This is a genomic window from Variovorax nitratireducens (assembly GCF_051216545.1).
Taxonomy (GTDB): domain Bacteria; phylum Pseudomonadota; class Gammaproteobacteria; order Burkholderiales; family Burkholderiaceae_C; genus Variovorax.
The window spans coordinates 442260-462942 of record NZ_JBPJZO010000004.1; the positions used below are offsets into that span (position 1 = coordinate 442260).

The window sequence follows — 20683 nt, forward strand, 5'->3', positions numbered from 1 at the left end:
CACAGACATGCCCCAACAACCCGTACACCTCAGCGCTGTCGTTTTCGACTGGGCCGGCACCATCCTCGACTTCGGCTCCTGCGCGCCGATGGGCGCATTTGTGCGCCTGTTCGAGAAATTCGGCGTCGACCTCACCATCGACGAGGCCCGCGGCCCGATGGGCATGGCCAAGTGGGATCACATCCAGGTGCTCGGCAACCTGCCGCGCATCGCGGCGCAATGGGAGCGCGTGCATGGCAAGCCGTTCAGCGATGCCGATGTCGACCATCTCTACGAAGTCTTCACACCGATGAACGCGGCGGTGGTGGCCGACTTCGCGGACTTCGTTCCGGGCGCCGTGGAGATGGTCGACACGCTGCGCGCGCGCGGCCTGAAGATCGGCTCCACCACGGGCTACAACCGCCCCATCATGGAGGTCGTCACGCCGATCGCCGCGGCCGGCGGCTACGTGCCCGACAACCTCGTTTGTGCGGGCGACCTGGCGGCGGGCCGGCCCTCGCCGCTGATGATGTACCGCACCTTCGCCGACATCGGCGTCTGGCCACCTTCGAGTGTGGTCAAGGTCGACGATACCGGCGTGGGCATCGAAGAGGGTCTGAACGCCGGCACCTGGACGGTGGGCCTGGCGATCAGCGGCAACGCCGTGGGCCTGCCCCTCGCGCAATGGGCAGCACTCGATCCCGCGAAGCAGGAAGCACTGCGGCAGATCGCCACGGCCAAGCTCAAGGCCGCCGGCGCTCACTATGTGATCGACAGCGTGGCCGATCTGCTGCCGGTGCTGGACGACATCGAGGCCAGGCTCGCAAAAGGCTTGAAGCCCTGAGCTGCTGAAACACAGCATTGCGGTCGGCGCACGAATCCGCGTGGGCGGGGCTCCCGTATTGATTGCAACCACTGCGCATTTCCGCAGGGTTCTTTCATCTACAGGAGCCTTCCATGTCTACTCGCAAATTTCACCGCCTCGCTTCCATCACGCTGGCCGTTGCCATGGCGGCAGGTGCCGTCTCCGCCGTCGCACAGGTGATGGTTGGCGGCGCACCGATGCTGGCCACCAAGGACATCATCGACAACGCCGTCAACTCGAAGGATCACACCACGCTGGTGGCCGCAGTGAAGGCCGCCGGCCTGGTCGACACGCTCAAGGGCCCGGGCCCGTTCACCGTGTTCGCACCGACCAACGACGCGTTTGCGGCACTGCCGGCCGGCACGGTCGACACGCTGCTCAAACCCGAGAACAAGGGCACGCTGACCACGATCCTGACCTACCACGTGGTGCCCGGCAAGCTCGATGCGGCCGCGCTGACGAAGCAGATCATGGACGGCAAGGGCATGGCCACGCTGAAGACCGCATCGGGCGGCACGCTCACCGCCAAGGCCATGGGCGGCAAGGTCATGATCACCGACGAGAAGGGCGGTAGCGCCACCGTGACCATCGCCGATGTGTACCAGTCGAATGGCGTGATCCACGTGGTCGACAAGGTGCTGCTGCCCAAGTAGGCAGGCAGCCGGTTTGGGGGCTGGGGGCCTGCTAGCTTCGACCTTCTTCCCGCACGCGCATGAAGCGCGCGAACCTCGGCACACCGCCGGGGTTTTGGCCGTTGTAGCGATAGGTCACCCAGGCGCCGACCGGCGGCGGATCTTCGCGCTGTGCGTCGGTGAGGCCGCCGCCGAGCTTGAAGCGCAAGCCTTCGGGCGTCTCGACCACCAACGCGCCGAGTCGCCCCGCATGCTTGCCCTTGCCGGACACGTGGCCGATCACCCGTGCCTCCGCGTCGTCGAACGGCTTGAACTTGAGCAGGTCGGCGTTGCGCTCGCCACGGTAGAGCGATCCGCCACGGTGCAGCATCAGCCCTTCGCCGCCGAGCTTGATCGTCTTGTCGAGCAGCGCCTGCAGATCGGCATGCGTGGTGGCGCGTTGTTGTGCCACCGGCAGCACCCAGGGCGCCTGCGTGGTCGGCAGCAGTTTCTTCAGTGCCGTCAGGCGGGTATCGAAGTCACCGGGCTGGGCCGGCAGGTCGAATACCATGAAGCGCATCTCGCGCCAGGCCGCGTCGCTCGGCGTCTGGCTGCGCACGGTCGACACCGCCAGGTTGAAGCGGCCACGGCCGGCCCACAGTTCGCCGTCGAGTGGCGTCGCCGGCAACGGCGCCGTGAACCAGGCCGGCGCGAGCACGCGCTCGCCACCACGCGTCCACAACTGCTGGCCGTCCCAGTAGCCGCGCACGCCGTCGTACTTCTCGCTGACCCAGTAGCCTTCGAGCGGCATGCCTCGCCGGTACACCTCGGCCAGCATCAGCCCGGGCGCGGCCGCGCGGGCGGGTGCAGCCACGCACGAGGCCAGCAGGCTTGCAGCAAGAAAACGTCGGCGCTTCAGCACGGCGCTGTGAAACGGATGGCTGCCGCATGAACCTCAGGCTTGGGCTGGCTCGTCGATCCCGCCGACCACCTGGCTGAAGCCGCCGTCGACGTAGGTGATTTCGGCCGTGACGCCGCTGGCCAGATCGCTCAACAGGAAGGCGGCGACATTGCCCACTTCCTCGATGGTGATGTTGCGACGGATCGGCGAGACCTCGGCCACGGCCGAAAGGATCTTGCCGAAGCCCTTGATGCCGCTGGCCGCCAGCGTCTTGATCGGTCCGGCGCTGATGCCGTTGACGCGCATGCCCTTGGGGCCGAGCGAGCCGGCCAGGTAGCGCACCGAGGCCTCGAGGCTGGCCTTGGCCAGGCCCATGGTGTTGTAGTTGGGCAGCGCGCGGATGGCGCCGAGGTAGGTCAGCGTCAGCAGGGCCGACTTGTCGTTGAGATAGGGCAGGGCCGCCTTGGCCATGGCCGGGAAGCTGTAGGCGCTGATGTCGTGCGCGATGCGGAAGCCTTCGCGCGAGAGGCCATCGAGAAAGTCGCCCGCAATGGCCTCGCGCGGGGCGAAACCGATGCTGTGCACGAAGCCGTCGAACTTCGGCCAGGTTTGCGCCATATCGGCAAAGAGTTTGTCGATCTGTGCGTCGTCGCCCACATCGCAGTCGAAAATCAGCTTCGAGTCGAAGTCGGCAGCGAATTCGGTGATACGGTCTTTGAATCGTTCGCCGACATAGCTGAATGCAAGCTCGGCGCCCTGGGCATGACATGCCTTGGCAATGCCGTAGGCGATCGAGCGATTGCTCAACACGCCGGTGATCAGGAGTTTTTTGCCGGTGAGAAAGCCCATGAAGTTGCCTCGTAGAAATCTTGGGCAGAATTCTCGCATGCGAGGTTGGCTGCTCACGGTGTTGGTTTTGCTGGCGATGCCGTCCTGGGCAGCGCCGGCGCTGGGCATGGGCTACGAGCCGAAGTACGCCGCTTCGTTCAGGAATTTCGACTACGTGAACCCGGATGCGCCGAAGGGCGGCAGCCTGACGCTGTCGGCGAGCGGGAGCTTCGACAAGCTCAACCCGTTCACGCTCAAGGGAACGCCAGCGGTGGGCATGGGGTACAGCAGCAACGGCTTCGTCTTTGCCGAGTACGGGCTGATCTTCGATTCATTGATGACGCACAGCGAGGACGAACCGTTCTCGAACTACGGCCTGCTGGCCGAAGACATCGACCTCGCGCCCGATCGTCTGAGCGTCACCTTCCGCCTCAACCCCAAGGCGCGCTTTTCCGACGGTACGCCGGTGCTCGCAGCGGATGTGAAGTATTCGTTCGACACGCTCATGAGCAAGCAGGCAGCGCCCACGTTCCGCTCGTACTGGGTGGACATCAAGGAGGCCGTGGTGGTTGGTGAGCGCATCATCCGCTTCGATTTCCGGCGCCGCAATTCCGAGCTGCACATGATCATCGGCCAGCTCCCGGTGTTCTCGCGGGCTTGGGGCAAGGGCAAGCCGTTCGACCAGCTCACCACCGAGCCGCCCATCGCGAGCGGCCCCTATGCCATGGACAAGGTCGATTTCGGCAAGTCGATCTCCTACCGGCGGCGGCCCGATTACTGGGCCGTCGATCTTCCGGTGCGCAAGGGCATGTTCAATTTCGGCGAAGTGTCCTACCAGTACTTCAAGGACAAGCTGGGTGAGGAAGAATCACTCAAGGCCGGTGCACTCGACGCGCTGGAAGAGGCGTCGCTCAATGCCTGGATCCGGCGCTACAAGGGCCGCCGTTTCGACTCCGGCGAGCTGGTCAAGGCGGAAATCTCGCACCGTCGCTTCACTGGCATGCAGGGCCTGGTGATGAACCTGCGCCAGCCCCGTTTTGCCGATATCCGCGTGCGCCGGGCCCTGGCACTGGCCTTCGACTTCGACTGGCTCAACCAGCATCTCTTTCACAACCGCAGGGCACGCACCGAGAGCTACTTCCAGAACAGCGACGATCTCATGGCACGGCCCGAGGTCAGCGCCGAAGAGGCCACGCTGATCGAACGCCTGAAGCACAAGGCGCTCTATCGGGACAATGTCCACGGTGAGCTGCCGCGTCCCGCTGCCACCGGCGATACGGCCGACGGACTGCGGCGCAACCTCGTCAAGGCCCAGGGCTTGCTGAAGGAGGCGGGGTGGACGTACCGCGATGGCGCGCTGCGCAACAGTGGCGGCGATGCCTTCGTGATCAACCTCGACATCCCGGATCGCGCGTCCGAGCCCGTGCTGGCGCCGTATGCCAGAAATCTGGCCAAGCTTGGCATCGCGCTCCAATACCGTCTTCGCGACGCCAGCCTGATCAAGAAGAAGCAGGACGAGTTCGACTTCGACATGGCCATCAACATCCTGGGTGGCTCGTCGAGCCCGGGCAACGAGCTGTACGACGACCTCGGGTCGAAGTCGGCCGCCGAAAAAGGCAGCCAGAACCTCAGCGGCATCAGCGACCCGGTGGTGGACGACATCATCGAGGAGATCGTCGACAGCCCCGATCGCAAAACGCTGGCAGCGGGCGCCCGCCTGCTGGATCGTTACTTGCTGCACCAGCACTACGTGATTCCGATGTACTACGGCAAGCAATACTTCGTTGCCCACAAGCAGCACCTGCGCCATCCGGCCGCCGCATTGCCACAACGCCTGCTGGCAGGCTCGTGGCTGCTGACGATGTGGTGGATCGACCCGAAGTAGCCACCCACGCAACCCATGTTCGCCTACCTGCTTCGACGGCTGCTCCTCATCGTCCCCACCTTGCTGGGGGTGCTGGTGGTCAATTTCGCCATCATCCAATTTGTTCCTGGCGGGCCGGCGGAACAGCTGCTTTCGCAACTCACCAACAAGGAGAACCGTATTTCAGGTGGCCCGACTGGCCGCACCCTGGATGCGAAGCAGGTCGCCGAAATCAAGGCGCTCTACGGTTTCGACAAACCGGCGCCCGAGCGCTTCTGGCAGATGCTGGGCCAGTTTGCGCGTTTCGATCTCGGCAAGAGCTTCTTCCAGAGCCGGGACGTGTGGACGCTGATCAAGGACAAGCTGCCGGTTTCCATCAGCCTGGGCCTCTGGACTTTCTTCATTAGCTACCTGATCGCGGTACCGCTCGGGGTCGCCAAAGCGGTGCGCGCCGGTTCGCGCTTCGACTTTCTGACGACGCTGTTCGTTCTGGTCGGCTACGCGATCCCCGGCTTCGTGCTGGGCGTGGCGCTGCTCGTAATCTTCGGCGGGCAACTGCAGTGGTTTCCGTTGCGCGGGCTGACCTCGTCCAACTGGGGCACCCTGAGCTGGGGCGCCAAGGTGGTCGACTACCTGTGGCACATCGCCTTGCCGATCACCGCCATGGTGCTCGGCAGCTTCGCCGTGACGGCGATGCTGACCAAGAACTCTTTTCTCGAAGAAATCCGCAAGCAGTACGTGCTGACCGCACGCGCCAAGGGCCTGGCCGAGCGGCAGGTGCTGTGGAAGCATGTGTTCCGCAACGCGCTGATCCCGATCATCACCGGCTTTCCGGCCGCCTTCATCGGTGCCTTCTTCACCGGGTCGCTGTTGATCGAAACACTTTTCTCGCTCGACGGGCTAGGCCTGCTCAGCTACGAGAGCGTGATCCGGCGCGACTATCCCGTGGTGCTGGGCACGCTCTACCTGTTCACCCTGATCGGGCTGGTGACCAAGCTGATATCTGACCTCTGCTATGTCTGGGTGGATCCAAGGGTGAAGTTTGACTAGCGGCGCGCCGACTGTTTCGCTGAGCCCCGGCCGTCGCGCCTGGTTGCGCTTCAAGCGCAACCGGCTCGGCTTCTGGAGCCTCGTGGCCTTCAGCGTGCTGGTGGTGCTGAGCCTCTTTGCCGAGGTGCTCTCGACCGACAAGCCGCTGGTCGTGCGCTACGAGGGCGCGACCTACTTCCCGGTGCTGCGCGATTACCCCGAGAAGACCTTCGGTGGCGACTTCGAGACACCGGCCGACTACCTCGATCCCTTCATCCGCGAGCGCATCACGCAGGGCGCCAACTGGGCGATCTACGCGCCGAATCCCTACGGCCCGAAGACGCTCAACTACTTCGCGAAGTCGCCCAACCCGGCAAAGCCGTCCGGCCAGAACTTTTTCGGCAGCGACGACCGCGGACGCGACCTGCTGGCGCAACTGATCTACGGCTTTCGCGTGAGCGTGCTGTTCGCGCTTGCGCTGACCTTCGTCGGCGTGGTGCTGGGCGTCATCACCGGCGCGATCCAGGGCTTCTTCGGCGGCAAGACCGACCTCGCGTTCCAGCGCTTCATCGAGATCTGGGGGGCGATGCCGGAGCTGTACCTGCTGATCATCTTCAGCGCCATCTTTGCGCCCAGCCTGTCGTTGCTGCTGATCCTGCTGAGCCTGTTCGGCTGGATGGGCCTGTCGGACTACGTGCGCGCCGAGTTTTTGCGCAACCGGCAGATGGACTACGTTCGGGCTGCGCGCGCGCTGGGTGTCGGCAACCTGCAGATCATGTGGCGGCACATCCTGCCCAACAGCATGACGCCGGTGGTGACCTTCCTGCCGTTCCGCATGAGCGCGGCGATCCTGGCGCTGACGTCGCTCGACTTCCTGGGCCTCGGCGTCCCGCCCGGCACGCCGTCGCTCGGCGAACTGCTGAGCCAGGGCAAGGCCAACATCGATGCGTGGTGGATCTCGTTGTCCACCTTCGGCGTGCTCGTGGTCACACTGATGCTGCTGACCTTCATGGGCGACGCGTTGCGCGATGCGCTCGACCCTAGAAAGATGGACAAGTGACGACGACACCGCTGCTCGATGTGAAGAACCTGCGCGTGGCGTTCGGCGGCAAGGCGGTGGTGCACGGCATCGACTTCCGGATCGCGGCGGGCGAAAAGCTCGCGCTGGTGGGTGAGTCAGGCTCGGGCAAGACGGTCACGGCACTTGGCCTGCTGCGCCTTGTGCAAAACGCCGAGCTCTCCGGCGTTGCCTGCCTTTTTGGCCCAGAGGGCCCGGCGGACGGGCGCGACCTGCTCGCCATTCCCGAGCGACAGCTGCGCGGCATCCGGGGCAAGGAGATCGCGATGATCTTCCAGGAGCCGATGACCGCACTCAACGCGCTGTACCCGGTGGGCGACCAGATCGCCGAGGTGCTGGAACTGCACGAAGGCCTGTCGAAGCGCGAGGCGCAGGCGGCCGCCGTGCAGTTGCTGGCTGAAACCGGCATTCCCGAGCCCGAGCGGCGCGCGCAGTCGTTCCCGCACCAGTTGTCGGGCGGCCAACGCCAGCGCGCCATGATCGCGATGGCGCTGGCCTGCAAACCGCGCCTGCTGCTGGCCGACGAGCCAACCACCGCGCTTGACGTGACGGTGCGCGCGCAGATCCTCGCGCTGCTCGACGACTTGCAGCGCAAGCACGGCATGGCGGTGCTTCTGATCACGCACGACCTCAACCTGGTGCGGCGCTTTGCCGATCGCGTGGCCGTAATGGAGAACGGCCACATCGTCGAGCACGGCCCGGTGCAGACCGTGTTCGAGGCGCCGCAGCATTCCTACACCCGCAAGCTGATCGACAGCCGCCCCGAGCGCAACGTGGTGCCCGCCACGGGCGGGCATGGCGCCGCGCCGGTTCTGGAGGCCAAAGCGCTGCGCGTGAGCTACCCGGTCGCGCTGCCGGGCGTGCGCGGCTGGTTCCGCAAGGACGCTTTCGTGGCGGTTGAGGGCGTGGATTTCGCGCTCGCACCGGGCCAGACGCTGGGCGTGGTCGGCGAGTCGGGCTCCGGCAAATCGACGCTGGCGCTCGCGGCGCTCGGCCTGTTGCGACACGAGGGCGCCTTGCGCATCGGCGGCCGGCAGTGGGCTGGCGCCAGCGTCGCCGACCGCGCGCTGCGGCGCGTGATGCAGGTTGTCTTTCAGGATCCGTTCTCGTCGCTGTCGCCGCGCCTGACGGTCGAGCAGATCGTCGGCGAAGGCCTGCAGGTGCACGAGCCCGGGCTCGACACGGCGGCGCGGCGCGTGCGCAGCCTGACGGCGCTGAACGACGTGGGCCTGACCGAGGCGCAGTTTCCGGCGCTGCTCGACCGCTATCCGCACGAGTTCTCCGGCGGCCAGCGCCAGCGCCTGGCGATTGCGCGGGCGCTGATCGTTGATCCGCAATTGCTGGTCCTGGACGAGCCGACCAGCGCGCTCGATGTCACGATCCAGAAGCAGGTGCTGGGCCTGCTGCAGCGCCTGCAGCGCGAACGCGGGCTGAGCTACCTGCTGATCACGCACGACGTCGAGGTGATCCGCGCCATGGCGCACCAGGTGATCGTGATGAAAGACGGCGCCATTCTGGAGGCCGGCCCGGTGCAGCAGGTGCTCGACGCGCCGCAGCATCCCTACACGCAGAAGCTCGTCGCAGCCGCTTTTGCCGATTGAACGCAATGACGACCCATGAAGCCACCCAGCGGCGCGGCGCCTGGCGCGCCGCGCTCGCCTGCATGGTCACGCTGGCCGTGGCGATGGGGCTCGGCCGTTTCGCCTTCACGCCGATGCTGCCGATCATGCTGCACGAGGGCAAGCTCGACCTGCAGGACGGTGGCCTGCTGGCTTCGCTGAACTACCTCGGCTATTTCCTCGGCGCAGTCAGTTGCGCGGCGATCCGGGTCAAGGCGTCGACCATGGTGCGCGGCGGGCTGCTCGCCACCGCGGCGCTCCTGCTCGGCATGGGCTTGCTGAACGGCTTCACTGCCTGGGGCATGCTGCGCGCCGCGGCCGGCGTGATGAGCGCCTGGGTGTTCGTCTTCGCGTCGGGCTGGGGCCTGCGGCGGCTCGCCGAAACCCATGCGCCAGCGCTCGGCGGTGTCATTTATACGGGGCCCGGCATCGGCATTGCGGTCACCGGGCTGCTGGGCGGCGCAGTCGGCCGTTGGGGATCGAGCGCGGGCTGGATCGGTTTCGGCATCGTCGCGCTGGTGCTCATCGCGGTGATCTGGCGCGTTTTCGACGACGGTGCGGCGCCCGCGGGCACCGTCGCGCCGGGGGCTGCGGCAGTACCGGGCGCGGCCGCATTGGGCTCGGCCCGCCGCGACGCGATCTGGCTGGTGGTGCTCTACGGGCTGGCCGGCTTTGGTTACATCATCACCGCGACCTTTCTTCCGGTGATCGCGCGCCAGGCGCTGCCGGGCTCGCCCTGGCCGGACTTTTTCTGGCCGCTGTTCGGCGCTGCGATCATTCCGGGCGCGCTGATCGGTGCGCGCGCCCCCGGCCATTGGGACAACCGGCTGCTGTTGGCCGCCGCTTATGCCCTGCAGGCGCTTGGCGTGGTGCTGTCGGTGGTCTGGCCCACCATCACCGGCTTTGCAATCGGCAGCCTGCTGCTCGGCATGCCGTTCACCGCCATCACCCTGTTCGCGGTGCGCGAAGCCCGCCGGCTGCGCGGCAATGCGGCGGCGGGGTTGATCGGCTACGCCACCGCGTCGTATGGCGTGGGCCAGATCCTCGGGCCGCTGTTTGCCGCACCGCTGGCCCATCGCACCGGCTCGTTCGGAATCGCGCTCCTGGTCGCTGCGGCCGCCCTGGCGCTCGGTTCGGCGCTGTTTGCCGTGGTTTGGGCCCGATCACGGCGTCCCGCAGCCGCCTGAGAGCAGGTAAACCCTTTATTTGTCACAGGAAAAGCATATAATCCGAGGCTCACGACCAAACGGGCGGGTACCAACCGCCCGTTTTTTTTGGTCTATGCATTTCTGATGGGGCTTTTTCAAACACGTGGCATTGCAGCAGACAGTGGAACAAACCGTGGCCGGTCTCGGCTACGACCTGGTCGAGATCGAAAGATCGGCCGGGGGATTGCTGCGCGTCACGATTGATTTGCCCTGGAATGGCCCCAATTCGGAAGCTGTGGCCGGCGCGCCCGAACCGTTCGTGACGGTCGAGGATTGCGAAAAGGTCACGCGGCAGTTGCAGTTTGCGCTAGAGGTTGACGGCGCCGAGTACAAGCGGCTGGAAGTTTCGTCGCCGGGCATCGACCGCCCGCTGCGGCACGAGAAGGATTTCGAGCGTTTCGTCGGCGAAGTGATCGACCTGACGCTCAAGGCGCCGATGGGTGCCGCTGCGGGGACGCTGGTGTCGGCCACCCGCAAGAAGTTTCGCGGCACGCTGGAGCGTGCCGAGTCGGGTGGATGGCAGATCGTCTGGAGCGATGCCCCCGCACCCAAGCCAGGACAAAAAGTGAGCAAGAAGAGAGAGCCCGCCCCGTTGCAGGCGCTCGGCTTCGCATTGGACGAGCTGCGCGATGCGCGGCTCGCGCCGATTGTGGATTTCAAGGGCCGCAAGGCCAGGACCGCTGATACCGGTTTGCCGGATTGATTGAGGAGCTAGGTGGCATGAATCGCGAAATGTTGATGTTGGTGGATGCGATCTCGCGCGAGAAGAACGTCGAACGCGACGTGGTGTTCGGTGCGGTCGAATCCGCTTTGGCGCAAGCCACCAAAAAACTTCACGCGGGTGACGTGGACATTCGTGTCTCGGTCGACCGCGACAGCGGCGTCTACGAAACCTTCCGCCGCTGGCACGTCGTTCCGGACGAGGCCGGCCTGCAGCTGCCCGACCAGGAAATCCTCCTGTTCGAAGCCAAGGAAGAAATGCCCGACATCGAGGTCGACGAGTACATCGAGGAAGCGGTGGAGTCGGTGCCGATCGGCCGCATCGGTGCGATGGCGGCCAAGCAGGTGATCCTGCAGAAGATCCGCGACGCCGAACGCGAGATGCTGCTCAACGACTTCATGTCGCGCGGCGACAAGATCTTCGTCGGCACCGTCAAGCGCCTGGACAAGGGCGACATCATCGTTGAGGCCGGCCGCGTCGAAGGGCGCCTGCGCCGCAGCGAGATGATCGCCAAGGAAAACCTGCGCAACGGCGACCGCGTGCGGGCCATGATCATGGAGGTTGACCTGACGCTGCGCGGCGCGCCGATCATCCTGTCGCGCTCGGCACCCGAGTTCATGATCGAGCTGTTCCGCCAGGAAGTGCCCGAAATCGAACAGGGCCTGCTCGAAATCAAGAGCTGCGCCCGTGACCCGGGTTCGCGCGCCAAGATCGCCGTGCTCTCGCACGACAAGCGGGTCGATCCGATCGGCACCTGCGTCGGCGTGCGAGGCACCCGCGTCAACGCCGTCACCAACGAGCTGGCCGGCGAGCGCGTCGACATCGTGCTGTGGAGCGAAGATCCGGCCCAATTCGTGATCGGCGCGCTGGCTCCGGCCAACGTTTCCTCGATCGTGGTCGACGAAGAAAAGCACGCCATGGACGTGGTGGTCGACGAGGAAAACCTCGCCATCGCCATCGGCCGCGGCGGCCAGAACGTGCGCCTGGCTTCCGACCTCACGGGCTGGAAGATCAACATCATGGACGCGAACGAGTCGGCCCAGAAGCAGGCCGTCGAAACCGATGCGAGCCGCAAGCTGTTCATGGAAAAGCTCGACGTCGACGAGGAAATCGCCGACATCCTGATTTCCGAAGGCTTCACCAGCCTCGAAGAAGTGGCCTATGTGCCGATCTCCGAGCTGCTCGAGATCGAAAGCTTCGACGAAGACACGATCAACGAGCTGCGCACCCGTGCCAAGGATGCGCTGCTCACGATGGAAATTGCCAGGGAAGAGGGCGTCGAGACCGTTTCGCAGAATCTGCGCGACCTCGAAGGCCTCGACGCCGAACTCATTCCCAAGCTGACCGAGGCGGGTGTCCACACCCGTGACGACCTGGCCGACCTCGCGGTCGACGAACTCACCGAGATCACCGGCCAGAGCGCCGATGACGCCAAAACCCTCATCCTGAAAGCCCGCGAACACTGGTTCGCCGGCCAGGCTTGACGGTCATGGAGGCTCAAAGCACATATGTCCAGCACCACAGTCGCCGAGTTCGCGAACGAACTCAAAAAGACCCCCGAAACCCTGCTTGACCAGCTCAAGAGCGCAGGTGTGGCCAAAGCCGCGCCAACCGACGCGCTCACCGAGTCGGACAAGCAGCGCCTGCTCGGTTTCCTGAAGGCCAGCCACGGCACGGCCGAGCCCGAGCGCAAGAAGATCACGCTGGTCAAGAAGTCGACCAGCGAGATCAAGCAGGCTGACGCCACCGGTCGCGCACGCACCATCCAGGTCGAAGTGCGCAAGAAGCGCACCTTCATCCAGCGCGACGAAGGCCACCCGGCCACGCCCGAAGCGGCACCGGTCGAAGCGCCGGTCGCACAGGCCCCGGCCGCACCGCAGATCGACGAAGCCGAGCTGGCTCGCCGCGAGGAAGATGCGCGCCGCCAGGCCGAGCTGATCCGCCGCCAGGAAGAAGAGCTGGTCGAAAAGCGCCGCGTTCGCGAGGAAACGGAAGCCCGCGAACGTGACCAGGCAGAGCGCGCCGAACAGGCAGAGCAGCAGGCCAAGGCCGAAGCTGCCCGGAAAAAAGAGGCCGCAGCGCCCGCAGCGCCCGCGAAGGGTGCTGCCAAAGCCCCGGCAGCAACCGAAGAAGCCACCAACGCCGCCGCAGCCGAGAAGGCCGCGGCCGAAGCAACGGTGGCGCAGGCCAAGGAAGACGCCAAGGCCAAGGCGGCCGCCGAATCGAAGGCACGTGCCGACGAGGAAAGCGCGCGCGCCAAGGATCTGGACGAGCGTCGCCGCAAGGCGCTGGCCGAAGCCGAAGCCATCCGCGCAATGATGAATGCACCGGCGCGCGTGCTGGTGCCGCACAAGGCGCCCGAAAAGGAAGTGCCGAAGCCGGCCGTCAAGGGCACGCTGCACAAGCCGGCCACGCCGGCCGCACGCCCCGGCGCCCCGGCGGCCCCGGGCAGCACCGCGCCCGGCGCAAGCAAGGACGTCAAGTCGGCCAAGCTCTCGTCGAGCTGGGCTGGCGATCCGGCCAAGAAGAAGGAAATCAAGACCCGCGGCGATGCCAGCGGTGGTGTCGGTCGTGGCAACTGGCGCGGAGGCCCGCGCGGCCGCCGCGGCAGCAACGACCGCGGGGGTCATGAAGACCACGCACAGGCGGCACCGGTGGAAGCGCGCGTGCTCGAAGTGCACGTGCCTGAAACCATCACCGTGGCCGAACTGGCGCACAAGATGGCCGTCAAGGCGCAGGAAGTCATCAAGCAGCTGATGAAGCTCGGCATGATGGCGACCATCAACCAGTCGCTCGACCAGGACACCGCGATGATCATCGTGGAGGACATGGGTCACAACGCCGTGGTTGCCGCGCTGGACGATCCGGAAGCCTTTACCGACGACGACGTTACCGCATCGACGGCCGAAGCCTTGCCTCGCGCACCGGTCGTGACCGTCATGGGCCACGTCGACCACGGCAAGACCTCCCTGCTGGACTACATCCGCCGCGCCAAGGTCGCTGCGGGCGAAGCCGGCGGCATCACGCAGCACATCGGTGCGTACCACGTCGAAACCGAACGCGGCATGGTGTCGTTCCTCGACACCCCCGGCCACGAGGCGTTCACCGCCATGCGTGCCCGTGGTGCCCAGGCCACCGACATCGTCATCCTCGTGGTGGCGGCCGACGACGGCGTCATGCCGCAGACCAAGGAAGCCATCAAGCACGCGAAGGCGGCTGGTGTGCCGATCGTGGTCGCGATCAACAAGGTCGACAAGCCCGACGCCAACCTGGACCGCGTGAAGCAGGAACTGGTGGCTGAAGAAGTCGTGCCCGAAGAATACGGCGGCGACGTGCCGTTCGTGCCGGTGTCCGCCAAGACGGGCCAGGGCATCGATGCGCTGCTCGAGCAGGTGTTGCTGCAGGCCGAAGTGCTCGAACTCAAGGCGCCGGTCGATGCCGCCGCCAAGGGCTTGGTCATCGAAGCCCAGCTCGACAAGGGCCGCGGCCCGGTCGCGACGGTGCTGGTGCAGTCCGGCACGCTCAAGACCGGCGACGTGGTGCTGGCCGGCTCGACCTATGGCCGCGTGCGCGCCATGCTGGACGAAGACGGCAAGAGCATCAAGATGGCCGGCCCGTCGATCCCGGTGGAAATCCAGGGTCTGACCGAAGTGCCGCAGGCAGGCGACGAGTTCATGGTGATGTCCGACGAGCGCCGTGCGCGCGAGATCGCTACCTACCGTGCCGGCAAGTTCCGCAACACCAAGCTGGCCAAGCAACAGGCGTCGAACCTGCAGAACATGTTCACCGACCTGTCGGCGGGCGAGGTGCAGACCTTGCGCCTGATCATCAAGGCCGACGTGCAGGGTTCGCAGGAAGCACTGGCGCAGTCGCTGCTCAAGCTGGCGACCGAAGAGGTCAAGGTGCAGATCGTCTACGCGGGCGTGGGCGGCATCAGCGAGAACGACATCAACCTCGCAATCGCTTCCAAGGCGGTCGTGATCGGGTTCAACGTGCGGGCCGATTCCGGCGCGCGCAAGCTCGCCGAAGGCAATGGCGTGCAGTTGAACTACTACAGCATCATTTACGACGCCGTGGACGAGATCAAGGTCGCGATGTCCGGCATGCTGGCACCCGAGCGCCGCGAAGAGATCATTGGCTCGGCCGAGATCCGCACGGTGTTCGTGGCTTCCAAGATCGGTACGGTTGCGGGTTCTTACGTCACCTCGGGTTCGGTCAACCGCAGCGCGCATTTCCGCCTGCTGCGCGACAACGTGGTGATCTACACCGGCGAAGTCGACTCGATCAAGCGCATGAAGGACGATGTGCGCGAAGTCCGCGAAGGCTTCGAGTGCGGTATCAAGCTCAAGAACTACAACGACATCAAAGAAGGCGATCAGCTCGAATTCTTCGAGATCAAAGAGATCGCGCGTACGCTTTGATCACCCCCAGTCTTCGCGCACTTCGTGTCGCTTCGCCAACCCCCTTCCGGGGGCAACACCTGCGGCCCGGCAAAGCCGGTTCCGCGGTGTTTCACGAAGGGTTCACGAACTCGATGAAGTCTGAGACGATGACGAGTCCTCGCTCCTTACATGCCTAAAAGAAAAGCCGCAGCCCCCAACCGTGCGTTCAAGGTCGCCGATCAGATCCAGCGTGATCTGACGGAGTTGATCGCGCGCGAGTTGAAGGATCCGCGCGTGGGCATGGTCACCATCCAGGCGGTCGAGGTCACGCCCGACTATGCGCACGCGAAGATCTTCTTCAGCGTGCTCACGGGCGATCCGGCCGCGACGACCGAAGCGCTGAACCAGGCTGCAGGTTTCCTGCGCAACGGCCTGTTCAAGCGCCTGCACATCCACACTGTGCCCACGCTGCACTTCCTGTTCGACCGCACCACCGAGCGTGCTGCCGACATGAACGCGCTCATCGCGCAGGCTGTCGCTTCGCGTTCGAAAGACGAGTAGCGCGTGAGTACCGCAGGGCCGCCCCAAGGTGCGAAGGCCCCCTTGGGGGGCAGGGATTTACACGCATTGAAAGACCGTGGGGGCGACAGTCCCGCGCCACGCAAACGGGTGCAGCGGCGCCCTGTGCATGGAGTGTTGTTGCTCGACAAGCCGCTGGGTCTCTCCAGCAACCAGGCCTTGCAGAAGGCCAAGTGGTTGCTGCGCGCCGAAAAAGCCGGCCACACCGGCACGCTCGATCCGCTCGCGACCGGAGTGCTGCCGCTGTGTTTCGGCGCGGCAACCAAGTTCAGCCAGTTGCACCTCGATGCCGACAAGACCTACGAGGCCACTGCGCGCCTGGGCGTGAAAACCTCGACCGGCGACGCCGAGGGCGAAGTGATCGCCGAGCGCACGGTGAACGTGAATGCCGATGACCTGGCGCGTGTCGAGGCGCAGTTCACCGGCCCGATCCGCCAGACCCCGCCGATGCACAGCGCCCTCAAGAAAGACGGCAAGGCGTTGTACGAGTACGCGCGCGAGGGCATCGAAATCGAGCGCGCCGCGCGCGACGTCGTGATCTACAAGCTCGGTTTGGCTGAAGCACCCGCGCTGTCCGGGCAGTCGGCCATCAGGTTGACCGCTACCGTGAGCAAAGGCACCTACATCCGCACGCTGGGCGAAGACATCGGCGAGGCGCTTGGCTGCGGCGCGCACCTGACGGCGCTGCGCCGTACTGCGACCGGCGATTTCGACGTGTCGCAGTGCGTGACGCTCGAAGCGCTCGAAGCCATGAGCGAAGAAGAACGCCTGGCGCAACTGCTGCCGGCCGAATCTCTGGTCGCCGGCCACAGCCGCGTCATGCTCGGCACGGAAGATGCGGCGCGTTTCCTGTCCGGCCTGCGCCGGCGCGGCGAATGGGCCGATGCGGCCGAGGTGGCCGTGTTCGGCGCCGAGCCGCATGCATTTCTGGGCACGGCGCATGTCGTGTCCGGCGAACTGATCCCGGGGCGCTTGCTGAACCCCATCGAAATCCAGCAAACATTACTTTCGACTGAAGCGACACCATGAGCACTCCCAAGCAAATCCGCAACATCGCCATCATTGCCCACGTTGACCATGGCAAAACCACCATGGTCGACCAGCTGCTGCGCCAGTCCGGCACCTTTGCCGAGCACGAGAAGGTGGTCGACACCGTGATGGACAACAACGCCATCGAAAAAGAGCGGGGCATCACGATCCTGGCCAAGAACTGCGCCGTGACCTGGGAAGGCACGCACATCAACATCGTCGACACACCCGGCCACGCCGACTTCGGCGGCGAAGTGGAACGTGCACTGAGCATGGTCGATGGTGTGGTGCTGCTGATCGACGCGCAGGAAGGCCCCATGCCCCAGACGCGTTTCGTGACCAAGAAGGCGCTCGCCCTGGGCTTGAAGCCGATCCTGGTGGTGAACAAGGTCGACAAGCCCGGTGCGCGCCCCGACTACGTGGTCAACGCCGCTTTCGACCTGTTCGACAAGCTTGGCGCTACCGATGAGCAGCTTGATTTCCCGGTGGTCTATGCCTCGGGCATCAACGGCTGGTCGTCGCTGGAAGAGGGCGAACAGGGCGAGCAGTGGGGCCCCGACATGTCGGCCCTGTTCAACACGGTGCTCAAGCACGTGCCGGCGCAAGAGGGCGACCCTGAGGCGCCGCTGCAACTGCAGATTTCGGCACTCGACTTCTCGACCTTCGTGGGCCGCATCGGCGTGGGCCGCATCAGCGCCGGCACCATCAGGCCCATGATGGACGTGGTAGTGATGGAAGGCCCGGACGGCAAGGTCGTCAAGGGCCGCGTCAACCAGGTGCTGACTTTCCAGGGTCTGGAGCGCGTGCAGACGGCGGAAGCCGGCCCGGGCGAAATCGTGCTGATCAACGGCCTGTCCGACATCGGCATCGGCGTGACGGTCACCGACCCGACCAATCCGGCCCCGCTGCCGATGCTCAAGGTCGACGAGCCGACGCTGACGATGAACTTCTGCGTCAACACCAGCCCGCTGGCCGGCCGCGAAGGCAAGTACATCACCAGCCGCCAGATCTGGGATCGCCTGCAGAAAGAGCTGCAACACAATGTTGCCCTGCGCGTCAAGGAAACCGACGAAGAAGGCATCTTCGAGGTCATGGGCCGCGGCGAACTGCACCTGACCATCCTGCTGGAAAACATGCGCCGCGAGGGCTACGAGCTGGCCGTGTCGAAGCCGCGCGTGGTGTTCCGCACCATCGACGGCGAGAAGCACGAGCCGATCGAACTGGTGACCGCCGACATCGAAGACCAGCACCAGGGCGGCGTCATGCAGGCTTTGGGCGAACGCAAGGGCGAACTGGTCAACATGGAACCGGACGGCCGCGGCCGCGTGCGTCTCGAATACCGCATTCCGGCGCGTGGCCTGATCGGCTTCACCAACGAGTTCCTGAATCTGACCCGCGGCTCCGGCCTGATCAGCAACATCTTCGACAGCTACGAGCCGCACAAGGGCGAGATCGCCAGCCGCAAGAACGGCGTGCTGATCTCGATGGACGATGGCGAAATCTTCACCTACGCGCTGGGTAAGCTGGACGACCGCGGCCGCATGTTCGTGCGCGCCAACGACCCGGTGTACGAAGGCATGATCGTCGGCATCCACAGCCGCGACAACGACCTGGTGGTCAATGCCACGCGCACCAAGCAACTGACCAACTTCCGGGTCTCGGGCAAGGAAGATGCGATCAAGGTGACCCCGCCGATCGAACTCACGCTTGAATATGGCGTGGAGTTCATCGAGGACGACGAACTGGTCGAAATCACGCCCAAGAGCGTGCGCCTGCGCAAGCGCTACCTGAAGGAACACGAGCGCAAGCGCGCGGGCCGCGACACCGTCGCCGCCTGAGTTGCACGACTCGCAGGGCGTGAAGCCGTGAGCAGAGGGCTGCGGTGGCGGTCGCCGCTGGCTATCGGTGCAATGGTTCTCGCGGCCCTGGCACCGTCTCTAGCCGGCGCGGCTTCCGCCCCGGCGTTGGCCGCGCACGCCGACGCGGGCCGCGCGTTCGACGCGTTGCGCGCGGCACAGCCAGGGCGCATGCCACGTCTGGCCGAGGCAGAAGGTGGCACCTTGCTGCGGGTGCTGGGCGATGCGCCGCGCTTCCTGGACGACATGAGCTACACGCCGGCCGAGCTCGGCGTGCTTTCGGATCTGTGCGACCGCGACAAGGCGGCGATCACGGCCTACATCAGCTTCGGCGCCGTTCAGCCGGGCGGCATCGACGCATCGGTGGTGGTGCGCAATGTCCTGGAGTTTCAGGACGAGCTGGCGGTGTTGCAACCGTTTTTGGCGCGCTGCATCGCGCGTCAGGTGCCGGTCGCCGAGGCCATGCTGCGGCAAATGGGCGAGCGCCAGGCCTCGCAGCTGCGGCTCGGCGGATTGAAGCGCAGCCAGACCTCGCTGCTTCAGCTCTACGCCGGTGTTGCCACCTGCTTGGCGGACACGCGCTTCGGCCCGGCCTACTGCAGCCTGCTCGACCTGATGGCCGAACTGGCGCCGGTGCACGCGCGTGCGCTGCCGCTGGCGTCGCGAACCATGGCAATGCGTCTGCTGCCGCCGCCGCAGCAGCTTCCCGCGGGCCCGCAGCGCGAGGCCGTGCGGCGCATCGCCGACGCGATGAGCGACGACCGGTGCACCGCACTGTGCCTGCTGGGCACCGCTCCATGAAGCTGTCGCATCACCGGGCCGTCTGGCTGATGGTCGGCATCACTTTGTTGTGGGCCACGGCCGGCGTGGTGACGCGCCATCTGGAGGCCGCGCGCAGCTTCGAGGTCACGTTCTGGCGCAGCCTGTTCACGGTGCTGGCCCTGCTCGTGATCCTGCCGGCCTGGCAGGGGTGGGCGGTGTTCGGCAAGATTCGCCGCGGCGGTATCGCACTCTGGGTGTCGGGTGTCTGCTGGTGCGTGATGTTCACCGCCTTCATGGTCGCGCTCACGATGACCTCGACCGCCAACGTGCTGGTGACGATGGCCGTCGGGCCGCTGTTCACGGCGCTCGCGGCGCGCATCTTCATCGGCCATCGGCTGGCCGCGCGCACCTGGGGCGCGATCGCGGTGGCCGGCGCAGGCATTGCGTGGATGTACGGCCAGCAGTTCGGGCAGGGCCCGATGACGGGCACCTTCGTCGCTCTCTGCGTGCCGTTGGCGCTGGCTTGCAACTGGACGGTGGTGCAGCATGCCCACGCGCAGGGCCACGACATCGACCTGGTGCCGGCGGTGCTGATCGGGGCGGCGCTGTCGGCACTGCTCACCTTGCCGCTGGCCTGGCCGTTCAGTGCCAATGCGCACGACCTCGGCCTGCTGGCGTTTCTGGGGCTGTTCCAGCTCGCCATTCCCTGCGTGCTCTCGATGGTCTGCGCCAAGGTGCTCAAGGCGCCGGAGGTGGCATTGCTGGCGCTGCTCGAAGTGATCTTCGGCATCGCTTTCGCATGGATCGGTGCCGACGAGAAACCGGCCCCGAGCGTGCTGGCCGGCGGGGCGCTCGTGGTCGGCGCACTGGTGGTCAACGAATGGCTGGGCTGGCGCCGCCGCGAGGCCTGAGCCCACAAAAAAAGCCGGCGCTGGGGCCGGCATTTTTTTTAGGGCGAAAGCCTTTCAGGGCTTCGCGAGTTTCCAGGTGCCGCCGACGCCGTCACCGGTCTTGTCGCCGGCCTTGGTGTCCTTGATCCAGTAGTAGAGCGGCCAGCCCTTGTAGGCCCACTGCTTCTTGCCGTCGTCGCGCGTCACGATGTTGTAGCCGCCCATCGGCTTGGCGCCCTCGGGCGCCATCAGCGGCGGCCAATTGGTGGCGCACTGGCCGTTGCAGACCGATTTGCCGCTGTTGGCGGCGTCCTTGTCGAAGGTGTAGAGCGTCATGCCGGTCGGGCCGATCAACACGCCGTCGACCGTGCGGGTCGGGGTGTCCGGTGCCATGGCGGTCTTCATTCCGCCGCAGCCTGCGAGAAGGGCGACGGCGAGGATGGAAGCGCTGAGCAATTTCATGAAGATTTCTCCTTCAGTTA

Annotated in this window: 18 protein-coding genes; 15 read left to right on the forward strand and 3 right to left on the reverse strand. The window is 65.6% G+C overall.

Features of this window, described 5'->3' with window-relative positions; all coding sequences use genetic code 11:
* The first annotated feature begins 7 nt into the window (after positions 1–7).
* Together phnX and ACSFA8_RS14240 are read left to right on the forward strand one after the other, a co-directional pair.
* Positions 8–823 (forward strand): phosphonoacetaldehyde hydrolase, encoded by an 816-nt coding sequence (phnX, locus tag ACSFA8_RS14235; protein WP_435480151.1) that lies wholly within the window; start codon positions 8–10, stop codon positions 821–823.
* A gap of 113 nt (positions 824–936) precedes the next feature.
* Positions 937–1497, forward strand: coding sequence for a fasciclin domain-containing protein (locus ACSFA8_RS14240; protein WP_286543946.1), 561 nt, complete (start codon positions 937–939; stop codon positions 1495–1497).
* Positions 1498–1528: 31 nt separating this feature from the next.
* Here ACSFA8_RS14240 and ACSFA8_RS14245 read toward each other — a convergent pair whose 3' ends face one another.
* Positions 1529–2377, reverse strand: a complete 849-nt coding sequence (locus ACSFA8_RS14245) for a DNA ligase (protein ID WP_435480152.1) — start codon at positions 2375–2377, stop codon at positions 1529–1531.
* Positions 2378–2410: 33 nt separating this feature from the next.
* Positions 2411–3205 (reverse strand): enoyl-ACP reductase FabI, encoded by a 795-nt coding sequence (gene fabI, locus ACSFA8_RS14250; RefSeq protein ID WP_435480153.1) that lies wholly within the window; start codon positions 3203–3205, stop codon positions 2411–2413.
* Positions 3206–3242: 37 nt separating this feature from the next.
* Between fabI and ACSFA8_RS14255 the strand changes: the two genes are divergently transcribed.
* The 13 genes from ACSFA8_RS14255 to ACSFA8_RS14315 all read left to right on the forward strand — a co-directional run bounded on the left by ACSFA8_RS14255 (position 3243) and on the right by ACSFA8_RS14315 (position 20222).
* Positions 3243–5069 carry an extracellular solute-binding protein gene (locus tag ACSFA8_RS14255; protein WP_435480154.1) on the forward strand — a complete coding sequence of 609 codons (1827 nt, stop codon included), beginning with the start codon at positions 3243–3245 and terminating at the stop codon, positions 5067–5069.
* 15 nt (positions 5070–5084) lie between these two features.
* Complete coding sequence (locus ACSFA8_RS14260) at positions 5085–6098, forward strand: microcin C ABC transporter permease YejB (protein WP_435480155.1); 1014 nt, start codon at positions 5085–5087, stop codon at positions 6096–6098.
* Positions 6091–7137 (forward strand): ABC transporter permease, encoded by a 1047-nt coding sequence (locus ACSFA8_RS14265; RefSeq protein ID WP_435480156.1) that lies wholly within the window; start codon positions 6091–6093, stop codon positions 7135–7137. Before ACSFA8_RS14260 ends, ACSFA8_RS14265 begins: the two co-directional genes overlap by 8 nt.
* Positions 7134–8756, forward strand: coding sequence for an ABC transporter ATP-binding protein (locus tag ACSFA8_RS14270; RefSeq protein WP_435480157.1), 1623 nt, complete (start codon positions 7134–7136; stop codon positions 8754–8756). The genes ACSFA8_RS14265 and ACSFA8_RS14270 overlap by 4 nt, the downstream gene beginning before the upstream one ends.
* Before the next feature lie 5 nt (positions 8757–8761).
* Complete coding sequence (locus ACSFA8_RS14275; RefSeq protein ID WP_435480158.1) at positions 8762–9961, forward strand: YbfB/YjiJ family MFS transporter; 1200 nt, start codon at positions 8762–8764, stop codon at positions 9959–9961.
* Between the two features lie 124 nt (positions 9962–10085).
* A complete protein-coding gene (rimP, locus tag ACSFA8_RS14280; RefSeq protein ID WP_435480159.1) occupies positions 10086–10685 on the forward strand; it encodes a ribosome maturation factor RimP in 600 nt (199 codons plus the stop codon).
* A gap of 17 nt (positions 10686–10702) precedes the next feature.
* Positions 10703–12187, forward strand: a complete 1485-nt coding sequence (nusA, locus tag ACSFA8_RS14285) for a transcription termination factor NusA (RefSeq protein WP_435480160.1) — start codon at positions 10703–10705, stop codon at positions 12185–12187.
* A 24-nt stretch (positions 12188–12211) separates the two neighbouring features.
* A complete protein-coding gene (gene infB, locus ACSFA8_RS14290) occupies positions 12212–15124 on the forward strand; it encodes a translation initiation factor IF-2 (RefSeq protein ID WP_435480161.1) in 2913 nt (970 codons plus the stop codon).
* Positions 15125–15274: 150 nt separating this feature from the next.
* Positions 15275–15646, forward strand: coding sequence for a 30S ribosome-binding factor RbfA (gene rbfA / locus ACSFA8_RS14295; protein WP_286543968.1), 372 nt, complete (start codon positions 15275–15277; stop codon positions 15644–15646).
* 66 nt (positions 15647–15712) lie between these two features.
* Entirely contained in the window at positions 15713–16693 is a 981-nt protein-coding gene (gene truB / locus ACSFA8_RS14300; protein ID WP_435480162.1) for a tRNA pseudouridine(55) synthase TruB, read from the forward strand.
* Positions 16690–18531 carry a translational GTPase TypA gene (typA, locus tag ACSFA8_RS14305; protein ID WP_435480163.1) on the forward strand — a complete coding sequence of 614 codons (1842 nt, stop codon included), beginning with the start codon at positions 16690–16692 and terminating at the stop codon, positions 18529–18531. Before truB ends, typA begins: the two co-directional genes overlap by 4 nt.
* A 72-nt stretch (positions 18532–18603) precedes the next feature.
* Positions 18604–19350 (forward strand): hypothetical protein, encoded by a 747-nt coding sequence (locus tag ACSFA8_RS14310; RefSeq protein ID WP_435480164.1) that lies wholly within the window; start codon positions 18604–18606, stop codon positions 19348–19350.
* Entirely contained in the window at positions 19347–20222 is an 876-nt protein-coding gene (locus ACSFA8_RS14315; protein WP_435480165.1) for a DMT family transporter, read from the forward strand. Before ACSFA8_RS14310 ends, ACSFA8_RS14315 begins: the two co-directional genes overlap by 4 nt.
* A 54-nt stretch (positions 20223–20276) precedes the next feature.
* Here the strand turns inward: ACSFA8_RS14315 and ACSFA8_RS14320 are convergent, their stop codons facing one another.
* Positions 20277–20663 (reverse strand): COG4315 family predicted lipoprotein, encoded by a 387-nt coding sequence (locus ACSFA8_RS14320; RefSeq protein ID WP_435480166.1) that lies wholly within the window; start codon positions 20661–20663, stop codon positions 20277–20279.
* Positions 20664–20683 lie beyond the last annotated feature (20 nt).

Bases quoted from the DNA above. Each gene is read 5' to 3' on its own strand.
- ACSFA8_RS14310 (WP_435480164.1), top strand. From the start codon at position 18,604: ATGGTTCTCGCGGCCCTGGCACCGTCTCTAGCCGGCGCGGCTTCCGCC.
- ACSFA8_RS14275 (WP_435480158.1), top strand. From the start codon at position 8,762: ATGACGACCCATGAAGCCACCCAGCGGCGCGGCGCCTGGCGCGCCGCG.
- typA (WP_435480163.1), top strand. From the start codon at position 16,690: ATGAGCACTCCCAAGCAAATCCGCAACATCGCCATCATTGCCCACGTT.
- ACSFA8_RS14255 (WP_435480154.1), top strand. From the start codon at position 3,243: ATGCGAGGTTGGCTGCTCACGGTGTTGGTTTTGCTGGCGATGCCGTCC.
- nusA (WP_435480160.1), top strand. From the start codon at position 10,703: ATGAATCGCGAAATGTTGATGTTGGTGGATGCGATCTCGCGCGAGAAG.
- fabI (WP_435480153.1), bottom strand. From the start codon at position 3,205: ATGGGCTTTCTCACCGGCAAAAAACTCCTGATCACCGGCGTGTTGAGC.
- ACSFA8_RS14260 (WP_435480155.1), top strand. From the start codon at position 5,085: ATGTTCGCCTACCTGCTTCGACGGCTGCTCCTCATCGTCCCCACCTTG.
- phnX (WP_435480151.1), top strand. From the start codon at position 8: ATGCCCCAACAACCCGTACACCTCAGCGCTGTCGTTTTCGACTGGGCC.
- rbfA (WP_286543968.1), top strand. From the start codon at position 15,275: ATGCCTAAAAGAAAAGCCGCAGCCCCCAACCGTGCGTTCAAGGTCGCC.
- infB (WP_435480161.1), top strand. From the start codon at position 12,212: ATGTCCAGCACCACAGTCGCCGAGTTCGCGAACGAACTCAAAAAGACC.
- ACSFA8_RS14315 (WP_435480165.1), top strand. From the start codon at position 19,347: ATGAAGCTGTCGCATCACCGGGCCGTCTGGCTGATGGTCGGCATCACT.
- ACSFA8_RS14240 (WP_286543946.1), top strand. From the start codon at position 937: ATGTCTACTCGCAAATTTCACCGCCTCGCTTCCATCACGCTGGCCGTT.
- ACSFA8_RS14320 (WP_435480166.1), bottom strand. From the start codon at position 20,663: ATGAAATTGCTCAGCGCTTCCATCCTCGCCGTCGCCCTTCTCGCAGGC.